The 5,798-nt window shown below is 65.1% G+C and carries 9 protein-coding genes and 2 pseudogenes; 3 read left to right on the forward strand and 8 right to left on the reverse strand.

The genetic code is table 11. From position 1 onward, the window contains the following. From KBZ15_RS16895 to aroC, 3 genes and pseudogenes are all read left to right on the forward strand, one after another. Positions 1-124, forward strand: a pseudogene (locus KBZ15_RS16895) (photosystem II q(b) protein); the annotation flags it as partial. A 129-nt stretch (positions 125-253) separates the two neighbouring features. Next, positions 254-952 carry a DUF6629 family protein gene (locus KBZ15_RS16900; RefSeq protein WP_255016374.1) on the forward strand — a complete coding sequence of 233 codons (699 nt, stop codon included), beginning with the start codon at positions 254-256 and terminating at the stop codon, positions 950-952. Between the two features lie 36 nt (positions 953-988). Next, positions 989-2,077 carry a chorismate synthase gene (gene aroC, locus KBZ15_RS16905; protein ID WP_255016375.1) on the forward strand — a complete coding sequence of 363 codons (1,089 nt, stop codon included), beginning with the start codon at positions 989-991 and terminating at the stop codon, positions 2,075-2,077. Positions 2,078-2,092: 15 nt separating this feature from the next. On the opposite strand, the gene KBZ15_RS16910 is transcribed toward aroC, so the two are convergent. The 8 genes and pseudogenes from KBZ15_RS16910 to ftsH3 all read right to left on the reverse strand — a co-directional run. Next, on the reverse strand, positions 2,093-2,512 hold the full coding sequence (locus KBZ15_RS16910) for a type II toxin-antitoxin system VapC family toxin (RefSeq protein WP_255016376.1): 420 nt from the start codon (positions 2,510-2,512) through the stop codon (positions 2,093-2,095). Beyond that, positions 2,509-2,784: a type II toxin-antitoxin system Phd/YefM family antitoxin gene (locus tag KBZ15_RS16915; RefSeq protein ID WP_255016377.1), complete on the reverse strand. Its 276-nt coding sequence runs from the start codon at positions 2,782-2,784 to the stop codon at positions 2,509-2,511. The genes KBZ15_RS16910 and KBZ15_RS16915 overlap by 4 nt, the downstream gene beginning before the upstream one ends. 175 nt (positions 2,785-2,959) lie before the next feature. Next, positions 2,960-3,115 (reverse strand): hypothetical protein, encoded by a 156-nt coding sequence (locus KBZ15_RS16920; RefSeq protein ID WP_255016379.1) that lies wholly within the window; start codon positions 3,113-3,115, stop codon positions 2,960-2,962. A gap of 105 nt (positions 3,116-3,220) precedes the next feature. Further along, positions 3,221-3,397: a type II toxin-antitoxin system YhaV family toxin gene (locus KBZ15_RS16925; RefSeq protein ID WP_255016381.1), complete on the reverse strand. Its 177-nt coding sequence runs from the start codon at positions 3,395-3,397 to the stop codon at positions 3,221-3,223. A 5-nt stretch (positions 3,398-3,402) separates the two neighbouring features. Beyond that, positions 3,403-3,729 carry a type II toxin-antitoxin system YhaV family toxin gene (locus KBZ15_RS16930; RefSeq protein WP_255016383.1) on the reverse strand — a complete coding sequence of 109 codons (327 nt, stop codon included), beginning with the start codon at positions 3,727-3,729 and terminating at the stop codon, positions 3,403-3,405. Continuing rightward, a complete protein-coding gene (locus KBZ15_RS16935) occupies positions 3,729-4,103 on the reverse strand; it encodes a type II toxin-antitoxin system PrlF family antitoxin (protein ID WP_255016385.1) in 375 nt (124 codons plus the stop codon). Before KBZ15_RS16935 ends, KBZ15_RS16930 begins: the two co-directional genes overlap by 1 nt. A gap of 2 nt (positions 4,104-4,105) precedes the next feature. After that, a complete protein-coding gene (locus KBZ15_RS16940; RefSeq protein WP_255016387.1) occupies positions 4,106-4,780 on the reverse strand; it encodes a bifunctional 4-hydroxy-2-oxoglutarate aldolase/2-dehydro-3-deoxy-phosphogluconate aldolase in 675 nt (224 codons plus the stop codon). Continuing rightward, a pseudogene (ftsH3, locus tag KBZ15_RS16945) lies at positions 4,764-5,798 on the reverse strand (ATP-dependent zinc metalloprotease FtsH3); the annotation flags it as partial. The gene KBZ15_RS16940 and the pseudogene ftsH3, both read right to left, overlap by 17 nt.

Consider the following 5,798-nt stretch of genomic DNA (forward strand, 5'->3'; position numbering starts at 1 on the left):
CGTTCTGAACCGCGCTGGTCTGGGTATGGAAGTGATGCACGAGCGCAACGCTCACAACTTCCCGCTTGACCTTGCTGCTGCTACTGCCACCCCCGTGGCACTGACCGCCCCGGCGATTGGCTGAGGCTTAACAGCCCGGCTAAAGCCAAACCCAAAACGGAATCCCCCCGGCCCCCTCGTAAGAGGGGGCTTTTTATTGGCGGCCCACCAGGGTGCATAGGGTGAAGCTGCAACCGGGCCGAAGCTGCGTGCGATGTGTTTCTCAGCCGCCGCCAGTTTCAGCAGTGCAGCCCTGCTGGTGCCGCTGGGCATCGCCGCTGTGGAGCGCTCATGGCGAGACCATCGCCCTGAACTGCTGCCCCTGGCTCTGATGCCGGTGGGTTTTGGCCTGCAGCAGGGCCTAGAAGGGGTGGTGTGGCTTGGACTCAACCATGGGCCTGCCGCCCCCCTACTCAAGGGTGGGGCCCTGGCCTATCTGTTCTTTGCCCTGGCCTTTTGGCCGATCTGGATTCCCTACGTAGCCCTAAGCCTCTGGCCCCAGCAGCGGCACTGGCCTGGCCGGCCCTTGCTGTGGGCGCTGCAGGGGGCGGGGCTGGTGCTGGGGATAGGGCTCTGGCTGCCCCTGCTGTTGCAGCCAACCCGGCTTGAACCGGTGGTGCTGAAAGGGTCGATCGACTACGGCCTAACGCTGCTGCTGAGCGGCGGCCCGGCGGAATCGATTCGCTACCTCTATGCCGCTGTGATCGGCCTACCCCTGCTGCTGCTCCCCTACGCCTGGCTGCGTTGCTTTGGAGTGGCTCTGCTGGCCAGCGGCCTGGTGGCGGAATGGGCCTACCGTCAGGCGTTCCTCTCGGTGTGGTGTTATTTGAGCGCCCTGCTGTCTGTGCTGATTGTGTGGATCATCTACACCAAGAGGCTCCCCACCAAGGGGCAGGCGAAAGCCGCTTCCTAACCTGACAAAAGCCACTGACACAAGCCACGGTTTCCCATGGGCAGCAGCTTCGGCGAGCTATTTCGCATCACCACCTTCGGCGAGTCCCACGGCGGGGGCGTGGGCGTGGTCGTAGATGGCTGCCCGCCGCGACTCCCACTCAATCTGGAGGCGATTCAAGCTGAGCTCGATCGGCGCAAGCCCGGCCAGAGCAAAATCACCACCCCCCGCAAAGAAGATGATCGGGTTGAGATTCTCAGCGGACTGCTGGATGGCCTGACCCTGGGCACCCCGATTGCCATGCTGGTGCGCAATAGGGACCAGCGCCCCCAGGATTACAGGGAAATGGAGGTGGCCTACCGCCCCTCCCACGCCGATGCCACCTACCAGGCCAAATACGGCATCCAGGCCCGCAGTGGCGGCGGCCGTGCCTCCGCCCGGGAAACGATTGGCCGGGTGGCAGCAGGGGGCATCGCCAAGCAGCTGCTGGCCAGGGCCCAGGGCACCGAGGTGCTCGCCTGGGTGCAGCGGATCCACAACATCGAAGCAACGATCGACCCTGAGCAGGTTTCGCTGGCGGCGGTGGAGGCAAACATCGTGCGCTGTCCCGATGGGGCAGCCGCCGAGCGCATGATCGAGCGCATTGAGGCGATCGGCCGGGAGGGCGATTCCTGCGGCGGCGTGATCGAGTGCATCGTGCGCAAGCCGGCAATGGGGCTGGGCATGCCGGTTTTCGACAAGTTGGAGGCAGACCTGGCCAAGGCGGTGATGTCGCTGCCGGCGACCAAGGGATTTGAGATCGGTTCCGGCTTCGCCGGCACCCTGCTCAAGGGCAGCGAACACAACGACGCCTTTCTACCGACAGCTGATGGACGCCTACACACAGCCACCAACAACTCAGGCGGCATCCAGGGCGGCATCAGCAACGGCGAGCCGATCGTAATTCGCGTGGCCTTCAAGCCCACCGCCACAATCCGCAAGGCCCAGCAGACCATCAACGAGCGGGGTGAGGCCACCACCCTCGAAGCCAAGGGCAGGCACGACCCCTGCGTGCTGCCGCGGGCGGTGCCGATGGTGGAAGCGATGGTGGCCCTGGTGCTGGCCGATCACCTGCTGCGCCAGCAGGGGCAGTGCAGCCTCTGGTGAGCGGGGCAGCTGCCTTCACCAGAGGCTGCGCACATGGCCGTAGGAGAGGATGTTGTTGTCGGCGCTGAGCAGGGGAATCCCCAGCTCGCGGGCCTGGGCCACCAGGAAGCGATCGGCGGGATCGGCGTGGAATGGCTCCGGGAGGCGGGTGGCGGCCAAAGCCACGGCGGGATCGAGGCCCAGCAACCGCACCGCCGGATGGGAGGCCAGCAGCGCCAACCAGCGCTCCACATCGAGGCTGAGGGCGAGTCGACCCCGGTTCACCAGCATCGCCACTTCCCAGCAGCTGATCGCCGACACCAGTAGACCCGGTGAGCCGCCCGGCCGGCCAGCGCTCTCGATCTCCTGATCTATGGCGGCCAGAGCATTCGCTGACAGCCGCGGATGATTGCCAGCGGCCCACCAGATCAGCGCATGGGTATCGAGCAGGATCACACCAGGGCTTCCCAGTCGTTCTCACCGACCGGCGCAAACGGGTCGTCGAAACGCAGCACCGATCCGCGCAGCTGCCCCAGTGGGTCGGCGTCGGGCCGGGCCGGCCGATAGGGGCGCACCTCCAGGGTGGGCCGGCCGTGATCGGTGACCACGAGCGATTCACCGCTGGCCTCCACCTGGCGGAATAGCTCCAGGGCCTGGGCCTTGAAGCGGGATTTCGAGACCTGCCGCGGCGAACCCGGAGGCAGCGCGGCGGACGGCAGGAGCATCATCACTCCAAAATGACTATGGTCACAAGACTATGTCATTGCAGCGGCCGCTCGTCGTTCGGGCTGGCCCCGGGAGCAATTGGGAAGACGAACAGAGGTGCAACAGCAGCAGCGCATGCGCTTTGAGCGGTTGCGTGGCCAGGCTCTGGGGTCTTCTCGGCCATCGCCTGAACAGCCTTCAACTGCTGGGCCGCAAGGGCAAACTGCCGCCCACACAGATCGAAGCGATCGTGCTCTGCAGCTGGGCGACAACTATCTGGCCGAGGTGCTGCTTTCGGGCCGAGGCGGGCTGGTTCTCACCGCGCTCCTGGAGCCACTGGCACCGCAAACTCACCCACACCTCAGCACAGCCGGGGCCTTGCGCTGCAGCCTTCGCGTATCTGTAGATTTCGACTTCTTCAGTGGCCAACCACTCGAGCAAGGCCTCTTCTACGGCAGCTCAAGGCAGACGATCGTTGAGTCGCTGCAAGCGCTCTGCGCCCTGCGCGGCTTCTTGCAAGAGTTCTTCCCAGTTGTTCGGCGGATGGCCGCTGGCCAGCATCAACTGGAAAACCCGGTAGGCATCGCTCTTGCTGCCGTAGGCGCGCTTGGTGTCTGTGTCGTTAACCCAGCCCAAGACAATCAGCCGTGCAAGCGGGTGTGAAACCGGAAGAACAACCGGTACTGCTGAAAGAACTTGGCTCGTCGCCAGTGGCGATGTGCAGCGCCGAGCGTGGATCCCTGTTGGTACTCCTTGCCGCTGGGGCCCTGGGGGATGTCCTTGAGCATCAGGCGGGTGATGGCCGCCAGGCGCTTGCTTGCATTCTTGCTGACATACCCCTGGGGAGCCTTAGCGCGCAGTGCCTCCACCTCAACGATCAACTCCTCAAGCTGATCCAGAAACAACGGGTGCGCATAGATCGTCCAGCCGCTGATCACCATGGGGGATGCACCCGCGGAACTTGCCATCAGGCGGGCTCGTCGGCTGGCAATGCTTCATCAAGATCCACCTCAATGCCCTCCACCAGATCCTGCAGGCGCTGAACCAGATCCGTGCCGATGGACTGGAGCCGATCAGGGTGACTGGCGATGTCCTGCTCCAGCAGTGCCAGGAAAGGAGCGAGCGCTGGGTCTTCTTCGCATGGATCAGGGCTGACGCGCTGCAGCACCACCTCGCCGTTGGAGCGGAAGGAGTAGCGAATACGGTCGCGCTTTCGCAAGCCAAGAGCCCGCCGCACGGGTTGCGGCACGGTGGTCTGATAGAGATCAGTGAGCGCCGATTCCACCTCCCCTTGGGGGGTGCCTGTAGAGACGCAGTCGGCATCAGGAACCAGCGCAAACAAACCTATGGCAATGCAGATGCATTGCCTTGGCGCGCGGCCAGTGTGGAGAGCAGCTCCCGCCAGGCGCTCGCCGCCTCCAGATCGCCCAGCCCGGAGCCCAGCGCCACCGCATCCACCCCGGCCTCCAGCCAGGGCAGCACGTCGCCGGGGTTGAGGCCTCCTGCCGCGATGCAGTAGGGCAGCGGTGCGCCCAGAGGCTCCCGCAGCCGCCGCCAGTGGTTGATGCCGGCGCTCACCGCCGGGAACAGCTTGACGATGCCGCAGCCCAACCGGCGGGCCTGATGCACTTCGGAGGGGCTCATCACCCCGGGCACCAGCAGCAGCTCCCGTTCGGCCGCCCGCTGTTGCAGCTGTGGATCGAGCAGTGGCGACACCGCGTAGCGGCAGCCGGCGGCTGCGGCGTCGGCTGCCCCTTGGAGCTGGCACACCGAGGCTGCTCCCAGCTCCAGAGCGGGGAAGCGATCAATCAGCTCCTGCATCTGATCTGCCCAGCCCGGCGTCGGCTGCCAGGCGATCTCCACATGGATCAGCCCCAACTCCTGCAGCCGCTCCAGCGTTGGCAGGGCCCGCAGGGGCTCGCCCGGCCGCAGCACTATCAGCAGCGGCTGGGCCCGCAGGGAATGGATCAGCCAAGAAGCACTCCCCGCCGGCCCGCAAGCCTCAGACGTATTCGGCAACCTTCACATCACTGCGGATCAAAAGCTCCTGGAGAGCTTCCGCATCCACCGTTTCCTTCTCCACCAGCATGGCGGCCAGTTCATCGAGCACCAGGCGATTGCCGGTGAGCACCGAAGTGGCCCGCTTGTATGCCTCAGCAACCAGTTCGCTCACCTCCTCGTCGATGGCGGCTGCGGTGTCTTCGGAGAAATCACGCTCAGCAGCGATATCGCGGCCCAGGAACATGCCTCCCTGGCTGCGGCCCAGGGCAACGGGGCCCAGCCGATCGCTCATGCCGAAGCGGGTCACCATCTGCCGGGCCACCCGGGCCACCTGCTGCAGGTCGTTTGAGGCTCCGGTTGTCACCTCATCTTCGCCGTAGACAATTTCTTCAGCTACCCGACCGCCCAGGGCCACAGCCATCTGGTTTTGGAGATAGGAGCGGGAGTAGAGCCCCGATTCCATCCGCTCTTCAGATGGGGTGAAGAAGGTGAGCCCCCCAGCATTGCCGCGGGGAATGATCGAAATCTTCTGCACCGGGTCGTAGTCGGGCATCAGGGCGCCCACCAGGGCATGGCCCGCCTCGTGATAGGCCACCAGACGCTTGCGCTTCTCACTCATGACCCGATCTTTCTTCTCCGGACCAGCCATCACCCGCTCGATGGCGTCGTTCACCTCATCCATGGAGACTTCGGTGAGCTGGCGCCTGGCCGCCAGAATCGCCGCCTCGTTGAGCAGGTTGGCCAGATCGGCGCCGGTGTAACCGGGGGTGCGGCGGGCGATTTTGTCGAGGTCAACGTCCTTGGCAAGGGTCTTGCCGCGGGCATGGACGCCGAGGATCTGGAGGCGACCGGCGTAATCGGGCCGATCTACCACCACCTGCCGGTCGAAACGACCGGGCCGCAGCAGGGCCGAATCGAGCACGTCGGGCCGGTTAGTGGCCGCCACGATGATTACGCCGGTATTGCCCTCAAAGCCATCCATCTCGGTGAGCAGCTGGTTGAGGGTCTGCTCCCGCTCGTCATTTCCGCCGCCAAG

It is taken from the genome of Cyanobium sp. BA20m-p-22, assembly GCF_024346275.1.
Lineage (GTDB): Bacteria > Cyanobacteriota > Cyanobacteriia > PCC-6307 > Cyanobiaceae > Cyanobium_A.